This is a genomic window from Mycobacterium sp. 1165178.9 (assembly GCF_001673555.1).
GTDB lineage: Bacteria > Actinomycetota > Actinomycetes > Mycobacteriales > Mycobacteriaceae > Mycobacterium.
In genome coordinates this window covers 1-17,352 of the sequence record NZ_LZMB01000031.1, presented here as the reverse complement: position 1 = coordinate 17,352, position 17,352 = coordinate 1, and the positions used below count along the sequence as shown (strand labels likewise).

Here is a 17,352-nt window from a genome sequence, read left to right as displayed (position 1 = left end):
TCAGCTGCCGCGCAGCATCTCGATGACCGCGCTGAAGTCCTTATCGGCGTGGTCGGCAGCGAATTTCGCGTAGATCTCGGCGGCGTGTGTACCCAGTGGAGCCGCCGATCCGCTGGAGGACACCGCGTCCATCGCCAGGCCCAGGTCCTTGTTCATCAGCGCGGTGGCAAAGCCCGGTTTGAAGTCGTTGTTGGCTGGTGAGGCCGGGACCGGGCCGGGCACAGGGCAATTGGTGTGCACGGCCCAGCAGTTGCCGGTCGCCCCGGTGATGACGTCGAACAGGGACTGGGCGGACAACCCGAGCTTCTCGGCCAGGATGAACGCCTCGCCGATCGCGATCTGCTGCACCGCCAGCACCATGTTGTTGCACACCTTGGCGGCCTGCCCGGCACCGGCCGCGCCGCAGTGAATGATCTTGCCCGCCATGGGTTCCAGCACCGGCCGCGCCCGCTGCAGGGCGTCCTCGTCGCCACCCACCATGAACGCCAGAGTCCCGGCGACGGCACCCTTCACCCCGCCGGACACTGGTGCGTCCAGCTGCGCGACGCCGTTCGATTCGGCCAGCGCATGCACCTCGCGGGCATCGTCGACCGAGATCGTGGAGCTGTCGATGAACAACGCGCCGGATCGCGCAGCCGGCAGGATCTCCGCATAGCAGCGTTTGACCAGCTCCCCGTTGGGCAACATGGTAATGACCACGTCCGAGCCGGCCACCGCGTCGATGGCGCTGCCGAATCCGGTGACCCCGGCCTCGGTCGCCGCGGACAACGCCGCCGGCACAGGATCGAATCCGCGCACCGCGTGTTTGGCCGCAACAAGATTCGTCGCCATGGGCCCGCCCATATGACCCAGGCCCAGGAAGGCCACCGTCAGGTGCTCGGTCATCTAAAAGACCCTTCTATACGGTTGCGCGGACCCGTGCGGCTTCGGCCCGGCCGATGACCACCCGCATGATTTCGTTGGTGCCTTCCAGTATCCGGTGCACTCGGAGGTCGCGGACGATCTTTTCCAGACCATACTCGCGCAGGTAGCCGTAGCCGCCGTGCAGCTGCAGGGCTTTGTCGGCGACCTCGAAGCAGGTGTCGGTGACGTAGCGCTTGGCCATTGCGCACAACTCGACTTTGTCGGGATCGTCGGCGTCCAAGGCATCGGCCGCCCGCCACAACATCATTCGCGACGTCTCGAGGCCGGTGGCCATGTCGGCCAGGGTGAAACGGATGGTCGGCTCGTCGAGCAGCGACGACCCGAACGCCTGCCGGTCGCGAACGTAGGCGCCCGCCTTGTCGGCGGCGGCCTGGGCGCCGCCGAGCGAGCACGCGGCGATATTGAGCCGACCGCCGTTGAGGCCTTTCATCGCGATGCCGAATCCGGCGCCCTCGCCGTCGGCTCCGCCCAGCATCGCGTCGGCCGGCACCCGGACGCCCTCCAGGATCACCTGTGCGGTGGGCTGCGCATGCCAGCCCATCTTCTCCTCGAGTGCACCGAAACTCAGTCCAGCAGTGCCCTTTTCGACGACGAAGGCCGATATGCCGCGCGGGCCCTCACTTCCCGTCCTGGCCATCACCACGTAGACGTCCGAGGCGCCCGCGCCGGAGATGAACTGCTTGACGCCGTCGAGCACAAAATCGCCGCCCTGTTTGACCGCGCGGGTACTCAGCGCGCTGGCGTCGGAACCGGCGCCGGGTTCGGTGAGGCAGTAGCTGGCGATGACGTCCATCGACGCCAGCCGTGGGACCCAGTCCTTGCGCTGCTCGGCGGTGCCGAAGCTGTCGATCATCCACGCGCACATGTTGTGGATGGACAGGAACGCGGCGGTGACCGGGTCGGCGATCGCCAACTGCTCGAAGATGCGCACCCCATCGAGCCGGCGCAGGCCACTGCCGCCGACATCCTCGCGGCAGTAGATCGCCGCCATGCCGAGCTCAGCCGATTCTCGCAGCACGTCGACCGGGAAGTGTTTGGCCGCATCCCATTCCAGGGCGTGTGGGGCGAGGCGCTTGGTGGCGAACGCGGCGGCCGTCTCGGTGATCACGCGTTCGTCGTCATCGAGGGTAAAAGAAGCCATAAAGCAGTCTCAATCCATGGTGGGAATGACGAATTCGGCGCCGTCCTTGATGCCGGACGGCCACCGCGACGTCACCGTCTTGGTCTTGGTGTAGAAGATGATCGACGACGGGCCGTGCTGGTTGAGGTCACCGAACCCGGAACGCTTCCAGCCGCCGAAGGTGTGGTAGGCCACCGGGACCGGGATGGGCACGTTGACACCGACCATGCCGACCTGCACGCGGGAGACGAAGTCGCGGGCCGCGTCGCCGTCGCGGGTGAAAACCGCCACCCCGTTGCCGTATTCGTGCTGAGAAGGAAGCGCCAGCGCTTCTTCGTAGTTCGTGGCTCTTACGATGCACAGCACGGGGCCGAAGATCTCGTCGGTGTAGATCGACATGTCCGGGGTGACGTGGTCGAACAGGGTGGGGCCGATGAAGAAGCCGCCTTCGAGGTTGGCGTCACCGAAAGTCAGGTCGTCGCTGGCGCGTTCGCGGCCGTCGATGACCAGTTCGGCCCCCGCGTCGACTCCCTGGGCGATGTAGTCGCGCACCCTTGCCAGGGCGGCCTCTGTCACCAGCGGGCCGTAGTCGGCCTTGGGGTCCAGGCTGTGGCCCACGCGCAGGTTGTTGATCCGCTCGATGAGCCGGGCGCGCAGGCGGTCGGCGGTCTTGTCACCGACCGGGACCGCAACGCTGATCGCCATGCAGCGCTCACCGGCGCTGCCGTACCCGGCACCGATCAGGGCGTCGACGGCCTGGTCCAGATCGGCGTCGGGCATCACGATCATGTGGTTCTTGGCGCCCCCGAAGCACTGCGAGCGCTTGCCGGTGGCCGCGGCCCCCGCGTAGATGTATTGCGCGATGTCGGAGCTGCCGACGAACCCGACCGCCTGGATGTCGGGGTGGTTCAGGATGGCGTCGACGGCCTCCTTGTCGCCGTGCACGACCTGGAAGACGCCTGGCGGCAAACCCGCCTCCAGAAACAGTTCGGCCAGTCGCACCGGGACCGACGGGTCGCGCTCGCTGGGCTTGAGCACGAAGGCGTTGCCGCAGGCCAGTGCGGGGCCGGCCTTCCACAGCGGGATCATCGCCGGGAAGTTGAACGGCGTGATGCCGGCGACCACGCCCAGCGGCTGGCGCAACGAGTAGACGTCGATGCCCGGGCCGGCGCCTTCGCTGTACTCGCCCTTGAGCAGGTGGGGGATGCCGAGGCAGAACTCGATGACCTCGATGCCGCGCTGGATGTCGCCCTTGGCGTCGGCCAGGGTCTTGCCGTGCTCGCGCGACAGCAGCTCGGCCAGCTCGTCGTTGTGGTTGTTGACCAGCTCGATGAAGCGCATCATCACCCGCGCGCGCCGCTGCGGATTGGTTGCGGCCCAACCCTTTTGGGCCTCGACGGCCGACGACACCGCGGCGTCGATGTCGGCTTGGCCGGCCATCGGCACCGTCGCCTGAACCTGCCCGGTGCTGGGATCGAAGACGTCAGCGCTGCGGCCGGACTTGCCGGCGGTGCGCTGCCCATCGATGAAGTGCGGAATTTGTGTGGTCATTGGGCCCTCGAGTGTGGTTGACGGCGCTTTGAGCGGATACTTGCATATCCTAGTAACCCGGTTAGGGCGTTGGCAAGGTGGGCGCCCGGCTAGCCTGACAGCTGTATGCGCACCATCGAGGCCGACTACCTGGTCGTCGGCGCGGGCGCCATGGGCATGGCGTTCATCGACACGCTGGTCTCCGAGACGGAGGCCAGCGTGGTGGTGGTGGACCGCCACCACGCGCCCGGTGGGCACTGGACCATGGCCTACCCGTTCGTGCGGCTGCATCAGCCCTCCGCTTTCTACGGCGTCAACTCGTCACGGTTGGGCAGCGACACCATCGATCAAGTGGGTTGGAACCAAGGCCTTTACGAATTGGCGAGTGCCGGCGAGATCTGCGCGTATTACGAACGCATCATGCGCCGGGACTGGTTGCCGACGGGCCGGGTCAACTATTTCCCGATGAGCGAATACCTCGGCCAAAGCTGTGGTGAAGGCCGGTTTCGCACGCTGGCCGGCGCCGACCACGCCGTCCGCGTGACGCACCGCGTCGTCGACGCCACCTACATGCGGGTCACCGTTCCGGCCATGCGCCCCCCTCCTTATGGGGTTGCCGACGGCATCCGATGCGTGCCGCCCAACGACCTGCCCCGGCTCGCCGCGCGTGAGCGCTACGTCGTCGTGGGGGCCGGCAAGACCGGCATCGACACCTGCCTGTGGCTGCTCGGTCACGGCGTCGCGCCGGACCGGCTGACCTGGATCATGCCCCGCGACTCCTGGCTGCTGGATCGCGCGACGATCCAGCCCGGATCGTTGTTCGCCGACCGGATCAAAGCCTGTTTTACCGCGCAGTTACGGGCCGTCGCGGAGGCGGAGTCGGTCGAGGATCTGTTTTCGCGTCTGGAACACGTCGGTGCGCTGCTGCGGCTTGATCCGGCGATCCGGCCGAGCATGTATCGCTGCGCGACCGTCACCCGGCTCGAACTCGAGCAGCTGCGACGCATCCCCGGCGTCGTGCGGATGGGCCACCTGCAAGGCGTCGAGGCCGACCGGATGGTGCTCGACGACGGCGCCGTGGCGATGGACTCCTGCGCGCTGTACATCGACTGCACCGCCGACGGTGCCGAAAAACGGCCCGCTACACCAATTTTCGACGCTGACCGCATCACGTTACAAAGCGTGCGCGGATGCCAACAGATATTCAGCGCCGCGCTGATCGCTCACGTCGAAGCGGCCTATCCGGACGACGGCGTGAAAAACGAGCTGTGCGTGCCGTTGCCGCACCCGGACACCGACCTCGACTGGCTGCGCCTCGCGCGAGCCGACTACGGCAATCAGCTGCGCTGGCTCGGCGACCCGGAGTTGACCGGCTGGCTCGCTGGGGCGCGCCTGGACCTCTTCGGAAATCTGATGGGACACCTGCTCGGCCCGCCGTCGACGAAGCCCCGCGTGCGCGACCGGATACTGGACATCGCCAAATCGGCGCTGGCCGCCACCGCCACCAAGCTCGACCAGCTGATGGCCGCCGAGGCTGCGCTCGACGCGCGCTGACCGTGTAACCCGAGCCGATATTCATCGGGTGAAGGAGGCATGTGGCGCCAAGAAACGAACCCGTCGGACCGCGACCCCTGCGCGCGGTGCCCGACGACGGCCAGGACGCCGGCTACCCGAACTGGGAAGCCGTGTACTCCGACAACGTGAGCTGGGTGTACCGCACGCTGTTCGCGCGCGTCGGCAACCAAACCGACGCCGAAGACCTCACCGCCGAGGTGTTCCTCGCCGCGCTGCGACCGCTGCGGCTGACCGCGAGCGTCGCCGAGGTGCGCGCGTACCTGCGGGCGACGGCCAGGACGGTGCTGGCCGCGCACTGGCGCGAGACGCTGGGCCGAGAGATAACCTCGATCGAGGACATCGAACAACCAGCCGACAGTCAGGACGCGATCAGCACCGCGCCGCAGCGCGTTGCCCGGGTTTTGGACACTTTGCCGGACCGCTACCGCCAGATTTTGGAATCCCGCTTCCTGCGGGGTAATTCGATCAAGGAGTCAGCCGCGGAACTCGGGATCAGCGTGGCCAATGCCAAAGTGCTCCAGCACCGCGCCCTGCGGCTAGCGGCGCAGGTCAACGATGGGGGCCAGTCATGAACGCGCGAGGGCTGCGACGGTATGTCGACGACCTGTTGCGGGGGCGCCGGCCCAGGCCGTTCGCGCCCGATGACTTCGAGGCAGCGCAGGTCCGCACCGCGATCGAACTGCGCGCGGCTCGCGAGGGCGGTGACGCGCCGCGCCCGGAATTCGTCGCCGATCTGCACCGCCGTGTCGCCGAGCAGATGTCGGGCACGCCAACGGAAATGGCGCCCGGCCGCAGCAGCACGCGCCGCCAGGTCATCGTCGGCACGTCGGCCGCCGCCACCGCCGCGGTCGCCGCGGTGTCCGTCGACCGGGCCCTGATCGCGGGCCACGCCGGCGACGGTCGCACCCCCGAGGTTGCCGCCCCGCAACTCACACCCAACGAGGGCAGCTGGCAGCGCGTCGCGGCCGGCTCGGACGTGCCCGACGGTGCCATGCACGCCTTCGACCTCGGATCGGTGACCGGGTTCGTCCGCCGCGTCGACGGCAAAATCCAGGCGATCTCCGGGGTGTGTACCCACCAGGGCTGCAAGCTGTGGTTCGACGCACCCGACGACACGCTGCGCTGCCCCTGCCACACCACGTCGTTCTCGCCCGTCGGGCAGGTGCTCACCCACCAGTTGCCGATAGCGCCAAAACCGCTGCCCGCATTGATGGTTCGTGAGGTCAATGGAGTCATCGAGGTATTCGCCCCGCCGGGCCCCGGGCGGCCGGCCTGAGCGGTGTAACCCACCGCGCTATCTCTTGGCATGGATATCCCCGTGCGACGAAGACTTTTGGCGGCCGTTCCGGCCGTGGGTGTGTTGCTGCTTGCCGGCTGTTCCCAGCCACGGCCGGTGGCGACCACCGCCCCGTCCACCACCACCGCGATGTCGACAACCGCACCGGCGGCTCCGGTGCGCGGCGACCAGGTCAGCATCGACGGCTTCGCGTTTGCGCCGGTGACCCTGACCGTGCCCGCAGGGACCACCGTCACGTGGACCAACCGCGACGAAGAACCCCACACGGTGGCAGCAAGCGACGGCTCGTTTCACTCACCCGGCATGGGAACGGGCGCCACCTTCACCCACACCTTCTCCACCGCGGGGACTTTCGACTACGTCTGTTCGATCCACCCGATGATGCGCGGCACCGTGGTGGTGACGGGATGAGTGCCCAAGAGAGCGGCATGACGCGCCGCCAGCTCATCCGGCACACGGCATGGTTCGGTGCGGCGGTCGGGTTCGCCGTGGCCGGCGGCGAGGTCATCTCGCACGTCGCGGGCCAGGCGGGGGCGCAGCACGTGGCGGCCAAGCCCACCCTGCGGTTCGCTCAAATCAGCGACAGCCACCTCGGGTTCACCGGGGCGCCAAACCCCGACGTCACGGCAACGTTCGGCCATGCGATCGATCTGGTCAACAACCTCGGTTACACACCTGATTTCGTCATCCACACCGGGGACCTCACCCACCTGTCCAGCCCGGAGCAGTTCGACCAGGTGAAGCAGATGATGAGGGGCCTCAAGACGCCACACGTGTTCACCGTGCCCGGGGAGCACGACTCGATCGACGATGCGGGGCAGAAGTATCGAAACGCGTTCGGCGCCGGCTCAGTCGGCGACGGGTGGTACAGCCAAGACATCGCCGGCGTGCACCTGATCGCGTTGGTCAACACGCTGAATCTTCACAAGCTCGGCCATCTCGGTGCCGATCAGTTGGAGTTCGTCAAGAAGGATGTCGCTCGTCTTTCCAGCGATACTCCCATCATCGTGTTCAGCCACATCCCCCTGTTTGCGATGTACCCGCAATGGGGCTGGGGCACCGACGATGCCACGCAGGCGCTCAGCTATCTGCGCCGCTTCTCCTCGGTGACGTGCTTGAACGGCCATGTCCACCAACTGTTCTCCAAAACGGAGGACAACGTCACGTTCTACAGCGGCACCACCACCGCCTACCCGCTGCCGCGACCGGGTGACGGCCCCGCGCCCAAGCCGGTGACGCTCCCGGCAGGCAAGCTGCGCGACGCGCTGGGCATACGCGAGGTCAGCTACGCAAGGGGAGAGACCGCCCTGGCCCTGAAGGAGACTGCACTGCAATGAGTTTGACGAGCATCCTGGTCCGCCTCGGCATCGCCGTGTCGTTGACCGTCAGCGCCGCCAGCCACGCGTACCTCTATGTGCATGGCTACCACCATATTCCGACGATCGGCAGCGCATTCATGATTCAGGCCAGCGTTTCGTTCGCGATCGCGCTGCTGATCCTGATCGGCGGTCCCGGGTGGCTGAGCTGGGCCGGGGCCGCCCTGGCGGCCGGCTCGCTGGTCGCGTTCGTTATGTCGCGCACCGTCGGGCTGTCCGGCTTCCTTGAAAGGGGTTGGGACCCGGCGCCGTACGCCGCTATCAGCGTGATGGCTGAGGTGCTGACGGTGGCCGTGTGGGCGAGCGCCCTAGCGGCTAGGCGGAATCGGGCCGCTCCTGCTTGAGTCGCATCTGGCCAACAAACGCCTTCGTCTCATCCCAGGTGGGCAGCAGGCCGGAGGCGCGCACCTCGGCGAAGCTGGGCGCCGCGGCATCACGGTCGGATAAGTTGGGCGCCGCCCCGTCCACCAGCGGCCAGTCAATGCCCAGCGCCGGATCGGTCGGGCAAATCGTGTGTTCGCGCTGCGGGTTGTATTCCGCGGAGCACAAATACATCACGGTCGAATTGTCCTGTAGCGCGAGGAAACCATGCCCCAGGCCTTCGGAAACATAGATCGTCCGGTGATCGGAGTCGTCGAGCAGGACCGAATCCCACTGCCCGAAGGTCGGCGAGCCCACCCGGATATCGACGACAACATCGAACACCGAACCGCGAACGCAGGTCACGTACTTGGCCTGGCTCGGTGGCAGCTGCGCGAAGTGCAACCCACGCAGCACGCCGGCCGATGATACCGAGCAATTGGCCTGTCTGACGTCCAGCCCGTGGCCGGCGAAGGAGCGGAAGCCCTTGTCGCTGAGCCATTCGAAGAAAAGGCCACGCGAATCGCCGTGAACGTCGGGAGTGATCTCCCAGGCTCCGGGAACCTTCAGTTCGCGTACGTGCACGCTACTGCCCGCGCTCTTCGTAGCGGGCCTCCGCGGCATCTTTCAACGGACGCCACCACGATTCGTTGGCGCGATACCAGTCGATCGTGGCGCGCAGACCGCCTTCGAAATCGGTATGCTTTGGCGCCCAACATAATTCGTTGTACAGCGACGACGGGTCTATGGCGTAACGCAAATCGTGGCCCACGCGGTCGGTGACGCGGTCGAAGTCGTCGGGCTCGCGGCCCATCATCTGCAGCAGTGTCCGCAGCACGGTCAGGTTGTCGCGCTCCCCTTCGGAGCTGATCAGGTAGGTGCGCCCGATTTCGCCCTTGTCCAGGATGCGCCGGACCGCGCTGTTGTGGTCGTCGACGTGGATCCAGTCGCGGACGTTGGCGCCGGTGCCGTAGAGCTTGGGCCGACGGCCGGTGAGCAGGTTGGTGATCTGGCGCGGAATGAACTTCTCGACATGCTGATACGGCCCGTAATTGTTGGAGCAGTTCGAGATCGTCGCGCGCACCCCGTACGAGCGCACCCAGGCGCGCACCAGCATGTCGGCGGCGGCTTTGGTCGCCGAATACGGGCTGGACGGGTTATAGGGCGTCGCCTCGGTGAACCGCCGCGGGTCGTCGAGCTCCAGGTCGCCGTAGACCTCGTCGGTCGAGATGTGGTGCAGGCGCACGCCGTAACGTCTCACCGCCTCGAGGATGGTGAAGGTTCCGATGACGTTGGTGTGCAGGAAGGGCTCGGGACTGTCCAACGCGTTGTCGACGTGGCTCTCCGCGGCGAAATGCACCACCGCGTCGGATTCGGCGACCAGCCGCGACACCAGCTCGGCGTCGGTGATGTCACCGACCACCAGCTCTATGGAGTCCTCAACGTCGGCCAGTGACTCGCGCCGACCCGCATAGGTCATGGCGTCGAGCACCGTCACGGAGTCCTCGGGGTGCTCCCGGACCGTGCTGTGCACGAAATTGGCGCCGATGAATCCAGCGCCGCCGGTGACCAGTAACCGCATGCCCAAACCCTAACCGAGCCCATCGGTCAGTTTGCGGCAGTTAGCCCCAGGGGCCCTCGGGTTTGAGTGAAACTCCCTCGGTCATCTCGCTCCCCCTACGGCAGGTCAGGACGGTGTCAAACCCAGCGGGCCCGCCAGTTCGGCCAGTGCCGAGACCAGGTTTTCATCCTTCGTCAGGACCTGCACGGGGACGTGATCGGCGCCGGCGTCCAGGTGTTCTTTGAGTCGCGCGGCGATCTGGTCCACGGTGCCATACGCCACCACCGCGTCCACCAGGCGGTCGCTACCGGGCCGGGTGACTTCGTCCTCAGTGAAACCCAGCCGCTTCCAATTGTTTCGGTAGTTGGCGAGATTGAAGTAGATGTCGAGCGCCTTGCGGCCGACGGCCCGGGCCTTCTCGGGGTCGGTGGTCAGGATGGCCTTGTGCTCGGGGGCCAGGAAAGCCGATGGTCCGATGAGTTCGCGGGCGTGCGCGGTGTGTTCCGGGGTGGTCAGGTAGGGGTGCGCCCCGGCCGAGCGTTCCGCGGCGAGTTTGAGGACGCGCGGGCCCAGCGCCGCCACCACCCGGCGGCTGGCGGGCACGCCGTAGTCATCGAGCTGCTTCAGGTAGTCGGCGAGCGCGTCGTAGGGCTTGCGGTACTCGGTGTGGGCCTCGGGGTGGCCGACGCCGATCCCCAGCAGGAACCGGCCCGGGTAGGCCTTGTCGATGCGGTGGAAGGAATCTGCCACCGGCTTGGCCGCCGCGGTCCAGATGTTGACGATGCCGGTGCCCACCTGCAGCGTCGTCGTCGCCTCCAGGAGGGGCTCGACCCAGGCCAGCTCGGCGGGCGGGGAACCGCCGACCCAGACGGCGCCGTAGCCCAGCGCTTCGATGTCCCTGGCCTGCTCGGGTGTGACGCCGCGTCCGAAGGATCCGAACCGGCCGAGATTGGGTTTGCTCGCTGCATCGGTCATGGTGTTCGTAACCCGCGCCCCGCGAGAGCTATTCCGGGGCGGCTACATCCCCGTCGACGTCGAGGTCCGCGGCGGCGGCGACGACGGGGGGTGGCTCCAGCGGCAGCAGCACGATGAACCGAGTGTCGCCGGGCACCGACTCCACCCGCAGGTCTCCCCGATGCTTCTTCACGACGATGTTGAACGCCAGGTCCAGGCCCAGCCCGGTGCCCTCGCCGAAGGGTTTGGTGGTGAAGAACGGCTCGAAGATGTGCTCGCGCACGTCCTCGGGTATTCCCGGGCCGGTGTCGCAGATTTCGACGCGGGCCAGGTTGTCGCCTTCCCGACAGGTGCGGACGGTCAGCGTGCCGCCGGTATCGCGCATCGCGGCGATCGCATTGTCGATGATGTTGGTCCACACCTGGTTGAGATCGCCCGGGTAGCAAGGGATTTCGGGCAACGTCTGATCGAAGTCCTTGACCACCGTGACGGCGTGGTCCTTGCCGGCGTCCTTGCCCGCGTCCTTGGTCAATCGGTCGGCGAACATCACCAGCGTGCTGCGCAGCAGGTCGTGCACGTTCGTCACCTGGAACGGAGCCCGATCCAGCTGCGAATACTGTTTGGCGTCGGCGACCAGCGCCGAGATCCGTTTGCTCGCTTCCAGAATCTGGTTCATCAGCAGCTCGCTCTCGATGGTGTAGTTGATCCATCGGATCGCCTGCTCCAGCGATGTCGACTCGAGCTCCTGGCTGACCGCGGAGATCCGCTCCAGCCAATCGGTGTCGATGCCGCCCTCGACGAACGTCGGAGCGATGTCCCACCCGTCGTCGATGCCGTGGTCTTCCAGCCAGTCGCCCACGGCGTCCTCGCGGTCGGAGGTCTCGAGGGCGCTCAGGTGCTGTGAGGCCGACTTGGCGACCTGCTCGGCGACCCTCTCCTGCAACTGCACCAGCGCGCTCAACGCCTCGGCGCTGATGGTGCCGTCGGCGAGCATCGCCAGCTTGTGCCGCATGTTGGCCACGCGCTCGCGCAGATCCGCCGCTGAGCGCGAGATCGCCGCCGCGGGATTGTTCAGCTGATGCGTGAGCCCGGCCGACAGCCGGCCCAGGGCCAGCAGCTTCTCGCGGTTGCCGATGATCCGGCGGGTCCGATCGGTGCCGACGGCGATGCCGTCGAGCAGATGCACCGCCATCGGGAACTGGTCTTTCATGAACTGGGCGAACACCGGCGCATCCATCACGAAGAAGCGCGACGGCTTGGTCACGTGCACCGAGGCGTCGTAGCTCTTCTGGTTGCCGCCGGTGAACGCCCGCCAGGCCCCGCAGTACACGCCGCGCTGCGAGGTGCGGTTGGTCTCGATGTCCTGGCCGCCGGAGAGCTTGCTCATGGTCAGCTCCCCGTCGATGAGGACGTAGAAGCAGGTCGCCGGTTCGCCTTCGACGCAGATCGGGCCCGGTTCGTAGTGCTGGATGTGCCCATTGCTGCACAGCACCGCGAGCTGCTCGTCGGTCAGCGCTTCGAACAGGAAGAGGCTGCGCAGCTCGTCGGGCTGGCACGGCATGGGCCTTGATTCCGCGGTGGTCATGCTTCGGCCAGGTAGCGGTGGACCAGCATGACGGCCATCGATCCTTCACCGACGGCGGCGGCGACCCGTTTGGCCGACGTCGAGCGGACGTCGCCGGTGGCGAACACCCCCGGGACGCTGGTCTCCAGGTGGTGCGGCGGGCGGTCCAGCGTCCAGCCGCACACGTTGCGCAGGTCGGGGCCGGTCAGGATGAAGCCGTGGTCGTCGCGGGCCACCACCCCGTCCAGCCAGTCGGTGCGCGGGGCGGCCCCGATGAAGATGAACATCCGGACGCAGGCGACTTCTTCGGTTTCCTCGGTCCGGTTGTTGACCAGGGTCAGCTTCTCCAGGTGGCCGTCGCCGGTGGCGCGCTGCACCTCGGTACAGGTCAGGACGTTTATCTTCGGGTTCGCCTCGATCTGCTGGATCAGGTAGTAGGACATCGACGCCTCCAGCGACGGGGCTCGCACGACGATGTTGACCGACTTGGCCGTCCGGGACAGGTACATGGCGGCCTGGCCGGCCGAGTTGGCCCCGCCGATCACGTAGACCTCTTCGTCCTCGCAGTCCGAGGCGACGGAGACGGCGGCGCCGTAGTAGATGCCGCAGCCGGTCAGCTCCGTGCAACCCTCGGCCTGCAGCTGGCGGTAGGCGACCCCGGTGGCGAGGATGACCGCGTGCGCGTCGACGGACCCGCCGTCGGCGAACCGCACCGTGCGCTTGGATCCGTTCACCTCGAGGGCGACGGCCTTGCGTGCCGTGATCAGCTCGGCGCCGAACTTCTCCGCCTGCCGGCGGGCGCGCTCGGCCAGCTGGCTGCCCGAAACACCATCCGGGAAGCCAAGGTAGTTCTCGATGCGCGAGCTCTGCCCCGCCTGACCGCCCGTGGCGATGTGTTCGATGAGCACCGTGCGCAGGCCCTCGGAGGCGCCGTACACGGCGGCGGCCAGGCCCGCGGGCCCGCCGCCGACCACGATCAGGTCGTAGAAGTCCTGCGACGGCGTGGTGGTCAGGCCCAGGGTCTCGGCCAGCTGCGCGTCGGTGGGTTCGACCAGGGTGTCGCCGCGCTGGGTGACCACCACGGGCAGCTTCATGCCGTCCTCGCCGGCCGCGCTGAGCAGCCGCTCGCCGGCGGGCTCGTCCGCCATGAACCAGGTGTAGTAGAGGCCGTTGCGGGCCAAGAAGTCGCGGACCTGCCAGGACCGCGCCGACCAGCGGTGGCCGATCACCTTGGTGTGCGGGATGGGGTGCTCGGGTGCCGCCCGCCAGGCGTCCAGCAGCCCGTCGATGACGGGGTAGAACTTCTCCTCCGGCGGATCCCACGGCTTGAGCAGGTAATGGTCCAGGTCGACGACGTTGATCGCGTCGATGGCGGCGTGGGTGTCGGCGTAGGCGGTCAGCAGCACCCGGCGTGCCGCCGGATACAGGTCCATCGCCTGCTCGAGGAACTCGATGCCGCTCATCTGCGGCATCCGGTAGTCGGCGATGAGCACCGCGACCGTCTCGCCGCGCAGTTTGAGCTCTTTGAGCGTGCCCAGGGCGTCGGGCCCGGACTCCGCGCGCACGATCCGGTGCTCTTCGCCGTAGTGGCGACGCAGGTCGCGCGCCACCGCCCGGGAGACCGAGGGATCGTCGTCGACGGTCAACATGACGGGCTTGCGCTGGCTTGAGGGGTTGGTCATCGGCGTTAAGTATGCGCTCGTCAGCGGCCGTGTGGGAGGTCCAGGACGGCGGCCGCGTTCCGCCGACAGCGATTTTGGTGGAGCGGATTTACCAGGTATCGTGGAACAACGGTGCGGCATCCGCGCCGACTTTTTGTGTGCCAAGTCCCTAGGAATTTCCTGTCACCGGCTCACGTTCCAAGTCGGTGCAATGTTGCGTCGACTAGGCGCAGACGAGAACGAAACTATACGACGAGGACTTTTAACTAGTTATGGCCAAGAAGGACGGCGCCATCGAGGTGGAAGGCCGGGTGGTCGAGCCCCTGCCCAATGCGATGTTCCGCATTGAGCTGGAGAACGGTCACAAGGTGCTTGCCCACATCAGCGGCAAGATGCGGCAGCACTACATCCGCATCCTGCCCGAGGACCGGGTGGTGGTGGAGCTCTCTCCCTACGACCTGTCCCGCGGCCGCATCGTGTACCGGTACAAGTAAAGCGCGCCTGATCTCCAACAACTACGAACGAAACAGAACAGGATCGAACAGCCGTGAAGGTGAACCCGAGCGTCAAGCCAATCTGTGACAAGTGCAGGGTGATCCGTCGGCATGGGCGGGTCATGGTGATCTGCTCCGATCCGCGCCACAAGCAGCGCCAGGGCTAGCCCGTCAGGACTCCGGCGCCCCGCAGTACCCACACAACTGAATGCAGACCTCCCAGCACCAGTGAGCGGCTGGCATCGAGTAGATGGGCTGGCTCATCCACGTCCGGACGGAGGCCGGACCCCGGTAGCACCCATCAGGGGCCGGGAACGGGCTGGGAACAGACCTCCGCCTGGAAAAAGAGGAAACGCCACCCATGGCTCGACTAGTCGGCGTCGACCTTCCGCGTGATAAGCGGATGGAGATCGCCCTGACCTACATTTTCGGCGTCGGCCGCACCCGGTCGAACGAGATCCTGGCCGCTACCGGCATCGACAAGGACCTGCGCACCAGGGATCTGACCGATGACCAGCTGACCCACCTGCGTGACTACATCGAGGCAAACCTCAAGGTCGAGGGTGACCTCCGCCGCGAGACGCAGGCCGACATCCGCCGCAAGATCGAGATCGGCTGCTACCAGGGCCTGCGGCACCGCCGCGGCCTGCCGGTGCGCGGTCAGCGGACCAAGACCAACGCGCGCACCCGCAAGGGCCCCAAGCGCACCATCGCCGGCAAGAAGAAGGCCAGGTAACCCCGATGCCACCAGCAAAGAAGGCGGGCGCCGCGGCGCCCAAGAAGGGTCAGAAGACCCGCAGGCGGGAAAAGAAGAACATCCCGCACGGTGCCGCGCACATCAAGAGCACCTTCAACAACACGATCGTCACGATCACCGACCCTCAGGGCAACGTCATCGCCTGGGCGTCGTCGGGTCATGTCGGCTTCAAGGGGTCACGGAAGTCGACCCCGTTCGCGGCCCAGCTGGCCGCCGAGAACGCCGCGCGCAAGGCGCAGGAACACGGCGTGAAGAAGGTCGATGTGTTCGTGAAGGGCCCGGGTTCGGGGCGGGAGACCGCGATCCGGTCGCTGCAGGCCGCCGGCCTGGAGGTCGGTGCGATTGCCGACGTCACCCCCCAGCCGCACAACGGCTGCCGACCGCCGAAGCGCAGAAGGGTCTAGGAGACAACCATGGCTCGTTACACCGGACCCATCACTCGCAAGTCGCGCCGGCCATCGCACCGACCTCGTCGGCGGCGACCAGGCCTTCGAGAAGCGTCCCTACCCGCCCGGCCAGCACGGCCGCGCGCGGATCAAGGAAAGCGAATACCTGCTGCAGCTGCAGGAGAAGCAGAAGGCCCGCTTCACCTACGGCGTGATGGAAAAGCAGTTCCGCCGCTACTACGAAGAGGCCGTGCGGCAATCCGGCAAGACCGGTGAGGAACTGCTGCGCATCCTGGAAAGCCGGCTGGACAACGTCGTGTACCGCGCCGGCCTGGCGCGGACCCGCCGGATGGCGCGTCAGCTGGTCAGCCACGGACACTTCAGCGTCAACGGCGTGCACGTCAACGTCCCGAGCTACCGGGTGTCGCAGCACGACATCATCGACGTGCGGGACAGCTCGCTGAACACCGTGCCGTTCCAGATCGCGCGGGAGACGGCGGGTGACCGTCCGATCCCCAGCTGGCTGCAGGTGGTGGGGGAGCGTCAGCGCATCCTCGTCCACCAGCTGCCCGAGCGGGCGCAGATCGACGTGCCGCTCGCCGAGCAGCTCATCGTCGAGTTCTACTCGAAGTAAGGACCCCCTGCATCCAACCCGGTGCAGGTCTGCGGTGATCGCAAGCGCGGCGAAGCCGGGCGCAGCGGGTTACCGCGGAGAACCAAGCGGCATCAAATAGCGGGTGCCGAGAAGGAGAAGAAGAAACACATGCTGATCTCTCAGCGACCCACACTGTCGGAGGAAGTCCTCACCGACGACCGCTCCCAGTTCGTCATCGAGCCGCTGGAGCCGGGATTCGGTTACACCCTTGGCAATTCGTTGCGCCGGACGCTGCTGTCCTCGATTCCGGGTGCGGCCGTCACCAGCATCCGCATCGACGGCGTGCTGCACGAGTTCACCACCGTGCCGGGCGTCAAGGAAGACGTCACCGCGATCATCTTGAACCTCAAGAGCCTGGTGGTGTCCTCCGAGGAGGACGAGCCGGTCACCATGTACCTGCGCAAGCAGGGCCCGGGCGAGGTCACCGCGGGTGACATCGTGCCGCCCGCCGGTGTCACCGTGCACAACCCCGACCTGCACATCGCGACGCTGAACGACAAGGGCAAGCTCGAGGTCGAGCTGGTCGTCGAGCGCGGCCGTGGCTACGTGCCCGCCGTGCAGAACCGCGCCTCCGGGGCCGAAATCGGCCGCATCCCAGTCGATTCCATCTACTCGCCGGTGCTCAAGGTCACCTACAAGGTGGACGCCACTCGTGTCGAGCAGCGCACCGACTTCGACAAGCTGATCCTGGACGTCGAGACCAAGAGTTCGATCAACCCCCGCGACGCGCTGGCGTCGGCCGGTAAGACCCTCGTCGAATTGTTCGGCCTGGCACGCGAACTCAACGTCGAGGCCGAGGGCATCGAGATCGGGCCGTCGCCGGCGGAGGCCGACCACATCGCGTCGTTCGCCCTGCCGATCGACGACCTGGACCTGACGGTGCGGTCCTACAACTGCCTCAAGCGCGAGGGTGTGCACACCGTCGGCGAGCTGGTGAGCCGCACCGAGTCCGACCTGCTCGATATCCGCAACTTCGGTCAGAAGTCCATCGACGAGGTGAAGGTCAAGCTGCACCAGCTGGGCCTGTCGCTCAAGGACAGCCCGCCGAGCTTCGACCCCTCGCAGGTCGCGGGTTACGACGTGGCCACCGGCACCTGGTCCAGCGAGGCGTCCTACGACGACCAGGACTACGCGGAAA

At 66.9% G+C, this 17,352-nt stretch carries 19 protein-coding genes and 1 pseudogene; 12 read left to right on the top strand and 8 right to left on the bottom strand.

Features of this window, described 5'->3' with window-relative positions; genetic code table 11:
* Genes mmsB through A5652_RS01740 form a run of 3 tightly spaced genes read right to left on the bottom strand, consistent with a single transcriptional unit; the run spans position 1 to position 3,595 of the window.
* Complete coding sequence (mmsB, locus tag A5652_RS01750; RefSeq protein WP_067346013.1) at positions 1–885, bottom strand: 3-hydroxyisobutyrate dehydrogenase; 885 nt, start codon at positions 883–885, stop codon at positions 1–3.
* 13 nt (positions 886–898) lie between these two features.
* Positions 899–2,065, bottom strand: a complete 1,167-nt coding sequence (locus tag A5652_RS01745) for an acyl-CoA dehydrogenase family protein (protein ID WP_067346011.1) — start codon at positions 2,063–2,065, stop codon at positions 899–901.
* Between the two features lie 9 nt (positions 2,066–2,074).
* Entirely contained in the window at positions 2,075–3,595 is a 1,521-nt protein-coding gene (locus A5652_RS01740; protein WP_067346010.1) for a CoA-acylating methylmalonate-semialdehyde dehydrogenase, read from the bottom strand.
* 105 nt (positions 3,596–3,700) lie between these two features.
* On the opposite strand from A5652_RS01740, the gene A5652_RS01735 reads away from it, so the two are divergent.
* The 6 genes from A5652_RS01735 to A5652_RS01710 are packed head-to-tail and all read left to right on the top strand — an operon-like array spanning position 3,701 to position 8,166.
* On the top strand, positions 3,701–5,128 hold the full coding sequence (locus tag A5652_RS01735) for an NAD(P)-binding protein (protein WP_067346008.1): 1,428 nt from the start codon (positions 3,701–3,703) through the stop codon (positions 5,126–5,128).
* A gap of 41 nt (positions 5,129–5,169) precedes the next feature.
* Entirely contained in the window at positions 5,170–5,721 is a 552-nt protein-coding gene (locus tag A5652_RS01730) for an RNA polymerase sigma factor (RefSeq protein ID WP_067346006.1), read from the top strand.
* Positions 5,718–6,425 (top strand): Rieske (2Fe-2S) protein, encoded by a 708-nt coding sequence (locus tag A5652_RS01725; protein WP_067346004.1) that lies wholly within the window; start codon positions 5,718–5,720, stop codon positions 6,423–6,425. Before A5652_RS01730 ends, A5652_RS01725 begins: the two co-directional genes overlap by 4 nt.
* Positions 6,426–6,455: 30 nt before the next feature.
* Positions 6,456–6,857: a cupredoxin family copper-binding protein gene (locus tag A5652_RS01720; RefSeq protein ID WP_067346002.1), complete on the top strand. Its 402-nt coding sequence runs from the start codon at positions 6,456–6,458 to the stop codon at positions 6,855–6,857.
* The gene (locus tag A5652_RS01715) at positions 6,854–7,783 is read left to right on the top strand and encodes a metallophosphoesterase (protein ID WP_067345999.1); all 930 of its coding nucleotides are present in this window, start codon (positions 6,854–6,856) and stop codon (positions 7,781–7,783) included. The genes A5652_RS01720 and A5652_RS01715 overlap by 4 nt, the downstream gene beginning before the upstream one ends.
* A complete protein-coding gene (locus tag A5652_RS01710) occupies positions 7,780–8,166 on the top strand; it encodes a hypothetical protein (RefSeq protein WP_067345996.1) in 387 nt (128 codons plus the stop codon). The genes A5652_RS01715 and A5652_RS01710 overlap by 4 nt, the downstream gene beginning before the upstream one ends.
* Here the strand turns inward: A5652_RS01710 and rfbC are convergent.
* The 5 genes from rfbC to A5652_RS01685 all read right to left on the bottom strand — a co-directional run bounded on the left by rfbC (position 8,138) and on the right by A5652_RS01685 (position 13,943).
* Positions 8,138–8,767: a dTDP-4-dehydrorhamnose 3,5-epimerase gene (gene rfbC, locus A5652_RS01705; RefSeq protein WP_156745094.1), complete on the bottom strand. Its 630-nt coding sequence runs from the start codon at positions 8,765–8,767 to the stop codon at positions 8,138–8,140. The genes A5652_RS01710 and rfbC overlap by 29 nt on opposite strands.
* Before the next feature lies 1 nt (position 8,768).
* Positions 8,769–9,764, bottom strand: coding sequence for a dTDP-glucose 4,6-dehydratase (gene rfbB, locus A5652_RS01700; RefSeq protein ID WP_067345990.1), 996 nt, complete (start codon positions 9,762–9,764; stop codon positions 8,769–8,771).
* Positions 9,765–9,869: 105 nt separating this feature from the next.
* Positions 9,870–10,718: an LLM class F420-dependent oxidoreductase gene (locus A5652_RS01695; protein WP_067345988.1), complete on the bottom strand. Its 849-nt coding sequence runs from the start codon at positions 10,716–10,718 to the stop codon at positions 9,870–9,872.
* Positions 10,719–10,746: 28 nt separating this feature from the next.
* Complete coding sequence (locus A5652_RS01690) at positions 10,747–12,282, bottom strand: ATP-binding protein (RefSeq protein WP_067345985.1); 1,536 nt, start codon at positions 12,280–12,282, stop codon at positions 10,747–10,749.
* Positions 12,279–13,943, bottom strand: a complete 1,665-nt coding sequence (locus A5652_RS01685; RefSeq protein ID WP_067345982.1) for an FAD-dependent oxidoreductase — start codon at positions 13,941–13,943, stop codon at positions 12,279–12,281. The genes A5652_RS01690 and A5652_RS01685 overlap by 4 nt, the downstream gene beginning before the upstream one ends.
* A gap of 251 nt (positions 13,944–14,194) precedes the next feature.
* Here A5652_RS01685 and infA point away from each other — a divergent pair, with 251 nt between their 5' ends.
* The 6 genes and pseudogenes from infA to A5652_RS01660 all read left to right on the top strand — a co-directional run.
* The gene (gene infA, locus A5652_RS01680; RefSeq protein ID WP_003418601.1) at positions 14,195–14,416 is read left to right on the top strand and encodes a translation initiation factor IF-1; all 222 of its coding nucleotides are present in this window, start codon (positions 14,195–14,197) and stop codon (positions 14,414–14,416) included.
* A 53-nt stretch (positions 14,417–14,469) separates the two neighbouring features.
* Entirely contained in the window at positions 14,470–14,583 is a 114-nt protein-coding gene (gene rpmJ, locus A5652_RS26300; protein ID WP_003879483.1) for a 50S ribosomal protein L36, read from the top strand.
* A gap of 194 nt (positions 14,584–14,777) precedes the next feature.
* Positions 14,778–15,152, top strand: coding sequence for a 30S ribosomal protein S13 (gene rpsM / locus A5652_RS01675; protein WP_067129331.1), 375 nt, complete (start codon positions 14,778–14,780; stop codon positions 15,150–15,152).
* A gap of 5 nt (positions 15,153–15,157) precedes the next feature.
* Entirely contained in the window at positions 15,158–15,577 is a 420-nt protein-coding gene (gene rpsK, locus A5652_RS01670; protein ID WP_067345980.1) for a 30S ribosomal protein S11, read from the top strand.
* 9 nt (positions 15,578–15,586) lie between these two features.
* Positions 15,587–16,193 (top strand): annotated as a pseudogene (gene rpsD / locus A5652_RS01665) (30S ribosomal protein S4).
* Between the two features lie 129 nt (positions 16,194–16,322).
* Positions 16,323–17,352, top strand: a 1,030-nt coding sequence (locus A5652_RS01660; protein WP_067346042.1) for a DNA-directed RNA polymerase subunit alpha, incomplete at its 3' end; no start/stop codon positions are given.

Bases quoted from the DNA above. Each gene is read 5' to 3' on its own strand.
- mmsB (WP_067346013.1), bottom strand. From the start codon at position 885: ATGACCGAGCACCTGACGGTGGCCTTCCTGGGCCTGGGTCATATGGGC.
- A5652_RS01710 (WP_067345996.1), top strand. From the start codon at position 7,780: ATGAGTTTGACGAGCATCCTGGTCCGCCTCGGCATCGCCGTGTCGTTG.
- rfbB (WP_067345990.1), bottom strand. From the start codon at position 9,764: ATGCGGTTACTGGTCACCGGCGGCGCTGGATTCATCGGCGCCAATTTC.
- A5652_RS01695 (WP_067345988.1), bottom strand. From the start codon at position 10,718: ATGACCGATGCAGCGAGCAAACCCAATCTCGGCCGGTTCGGATCCTTC.
- rpsK (WP_067345980.1), top strand. From the start codon at position 15,158: ATGCCACCAGCAAAGAAGGCGGGCGCCGCGGCGCCCAAGAAGGGTCAG.
- A5652_RS01690 (WP_067345985.1), bottom strand. From the start codon at position 12,282: ATGACCACCGCGGAATCAAGGCCCATGCCGTGCCAGCCCGACGAGCTG.
- A5652_RS01735 (WP_067346008.1), top strand. From the start codon at position 3,701: ATGCGCACCATCGAGGCCGACTACCTGGTCGTCGGCGCGGGCGCCATG.
- A5652_RS01720 (WP_067346002.1), top strand. From the start codon at position 6,456: ATGGATATCCCCGTGCGACGAAGACTTTTGGCGGCCGTTCCGGCCGTG.
- A5652_RS01725 (WP_067346004.1), top strand. From the start codon at position 5,718: ATGAACGCGCGAGGGCTGCGACGGTATGTCGACGACCTGTTGCGGGGG.
- A5652_RS01740 (WP_067346010.1), bottom strand. From the start codon at position 3,595: ATGACCACACAAATTCCGCACTTCATCGATGGGCAGCGCACCGCCGGC.
- A5652_RS01685 (WP_067345982.1), bottom strand. From the start codon at position 13,943: ATGACCAACCCCTCAAGCCAGCGCAAGCCCGTCATGTTGACCGTCGAC.
- A5652_RS01715 (WP_067345999.1), top strand. From the start codon at position 6,854: ATGAGTGCCCAAGAGAGCGGCATGACGCGCCGCCAGCTCATCCGGCAC.
- A5652_RS01745 (WP_067346011.1), bottom strand. From the start codon at position 2,065: ATGGCTTCTTTTACCCTCGATGACGACGAACGCGTGATCACCGAGACG.
- infA (WP_003418601.1), top strand. From the start codon at position 14,195: ATGGCCAAGAAGGACGGCGCCATCGAGGTGGAAGGCCGGGTGGTCGAG.
- rpsM (WP_067129331.1), top strand. From the start codon at position 14,778: ATGGCTCGACTAGTCGGCGTCGACCTTCCGCGTGATAAGCGGATGGAG.